We start from the raw sequence: 2,199 nt of genomic DNA, 5'->3' as shown, positions 1-2,199 counted from the left end.
CTCTTGCGGTAATCGAGCCCGATCGCCTTCTGGTTGCCTTCCATCGGGTACATCAGCGAGATGACGAGATCGGGCGCACCGGCGATGTTGCGCAGTTGCGATCTCTGTCGGAACAGGTTGCTTGCCAAGGACGCAAATCTCTGCTGTCCCATGTACGGCTCTGTAACTATGGCCGAGACGAGGCCCTGAACAAGCTGGAGATTACCGTTTACATTGCCTTCGAGCTTGGCCCTTATGATGTTGACCTTGGCCTGGACTTCGGCGCGCGCGAGTTGATCGGACACTTTCGTGTTCTGCAAGTCCGCAAGGACCGCGCAGATCACAAGCACGGCCAACGCAATTGCCGCCGGCAAGTTGGCGGTCGAAAAAACCGCCTTTCTTGCACCATCAAAGTCAAAATCCGTTCTGCCCGACCGGCTCAATTGCGTTTCCTTGACAAAAAGCCCATCGGCCAACGTAGGATGAACTGTTTAAATTTGGACTTCCAATCTGCATAAAAGCTTCTGGTCTGTGCCACCAAGTTTCGAAAGGCTGCGCTTGGGCGCTGCGCGTAGTACCGTTGGGCCTGTGCCGGCCAGTCCTGCTGCGCCGAACAGCAGGGTCGTCCTGCTCGGGCGGAAGACGGGTAGGGAAAGCGAGACGGACAGCCTGGGAGAGGGGAGGGGCGAGATCGACATCAGGAAGATGGATTAGCCTACTACATGCTGTCATCGCTGGTTCGCACCGGGTCATCCGTCCATCTTCTGCTATGATCCCGACGCCGTGACGTTCGTCACGGCTCTTACCCACAGCCCTGACGCATCCTGGCCAGTGAGCTCTAAATTGGCCGCGCTTAACGATCCGGCTCGAACCAACTTGTCGTGCTGCCGCAAGGGTGCGTTACCCTGATCCATTCGCCGATGTCAGGCTCTTCGGCGTACGGGATGGTTACTGGTCCCCACGTCTTCGCAGCTTCAACAACATTTTCGGCCTGAACCTCGGCACGTTCCACAGCTTTGCCGTCGCGTATCAGCTCGACGGTGAAACTCTGCATAGATCGCACTCCTGTCGCGCAATCATATCCCAACCTCTACCCGAAAGGAAAAATCTGTTTTTTCGAAAGGAAATAGCTTCCCAAGGTCCTCGCGGCACAAAGCAGCTATTCGCAACAAAAGGGGCCCAGGTGGCCCAACGATGAAACGCATTTTGCTTTTCTTGTGCGGCGAAAGCATGATGGAGCGGGTGGCTAACAGCCGATAAATTTTGCCAACACATTGATTTCAAATCATAATTTTATGTTCCATAATGTATGTTATGCGACTTCTGGATGTAGCAGTTATATAGAGATGCGACACTTGAGCAATTTAGAGATGCGACAGTCCCCGACTTTCACAGCTCATGCTCTGGCCAACTCGAAGCTGGAAAGGAAGGCTGACGACTTCACACTGCCTGGCGTGAGACCGGGCGTATTGCGGAGCCGGCATGCCTTTGATCACCTTGTCGCAAAAAAGAGCTGCATCGTCTTGAAGCCATCCAGAAGATCCGCGACCGGCGGCTGAGCGTCCAGGCGGCGGAGCTTCTTCATCTCAGCCGCAGTCAGGTTCACCGGCTGTTGCAAGCCTATGACCAGGACGGCGCCGGCGGGCTGGAGTCGAAGGAGCGCGGCCGACCGAGCAATCGGCGCCATGATGAGGAGCCGCCGCCGCCGGCCGCGCCACCATACAGCGTTTCGGTCGCTTCGGTGTTGAATGCTATCCCCTGCTTGGGATGCAGCTCCAGGTCAAGAACTGCGGACTGTGACATTGACCACGGGGACCAGCGGCAACGGTTCGCCGTCTTTGCCGGTGAGTTCCGATTCGAACTTCTGGGTGCGGATGATTTCCTCGACCTGGCTGGTGAAATCGTCATGGCGCGCATCTTCGCCACGTTCTCTATCTTCACCTCGCCCTGATACGCAAAGGGCTTGGCCTCATAGAGCGGGTGCGCGTCGACCCATTCGAAGTACTCGCAACATGCCGTCCACAGCTTCTCTGGATCGATGATGATCGGGCTGCGGCCGTGTGAGCTACGGGCCTTCCAAAATTGGTTTCCTGCGGGTGCGGGCATTTGCGAAAATTTCGACGCTTTTACAAAGTTAACCAGCGGCCGGATTCGTACGGTTTTGTGACTTGCTGGATTGCCGATCACATGGTTTTTTTCCCACATCGTTGTGTGGGAGTG

The 2,199-nt window shown here is 56.0% G+C and carries 2 protein-coding genes and 2 pseudogenes; 1 reads left to right on the top strand and 3 read right to left on the bottom strand.

Annotation, left to right across the window (positions count from 1 at the left end):
• Positions 1–422 (bottom strand): annotated as a pseudogene (locus EN991_RS33360) (bifunctional diguanylate cyclase/phosphodiesterase); the annotation flags it as partial.
• Between the two features lie 410 nt (positions 423–832).
• The gene (locus EN991_RS33355) at positions 833–1,033 is read right to left on the bottom strand and encodes a hypothetical protein (protein ID WP_013525315.1); all 201 of its coding nucleotides are present in this window, start codon (positions 1,031–1,033) and stop codon (positions 833–835) included.
• Between the two features lie 459 nt (positions 1,034–1,492).
• Here EN991_RS33355 and EN991_RS33350 point away from each other — a divergent pair.
• Positions 1,493–1,675, top strand: a pseudogene (locus EN991_RS33350) (helix-turn-helix domain-containing protein); the annotation flags it as partial.
• Here EN991_RS33350 and EN991_RS33345 read toward each other — a convergent pair.
• Positions 1,600–2,199, bottom strand: a 600-nt coding sequence (locus EN991_RS33345) for a hypothetical protein (RefSeq protein WP_348630517.1), incomplete at its 5' end; no start/stop codon positions are given. The pseudogene EN991_RS33350 and the gene EN991_RS33345 sit on opposite strands and share 76 nt — an antisense overlap.

The organism is Mesorhizobium sp. M7A.F.Ca.US.005.03.2.1, assembly GCF_003997795.1.
GTDB lineage: Bacteria > Pseudomonadota > Alphaproteobacteria > Rhizobiales > Rhizobiaceae > Mesorhizobium > Mesorhizobium ciceri.
This window is presented reverse-complemented; position numbering and strand designations above follow the sequence as displayed.

Coding starts and splice junctions, on each gene's coding strand:
- EN991_RS33355 (WP_013525315.1), bottom strand. CDS start 1,033: ATGCAGAGTTTCACCGTCGAGCTGATACGCGACGGCAAAGCTGTGGAA.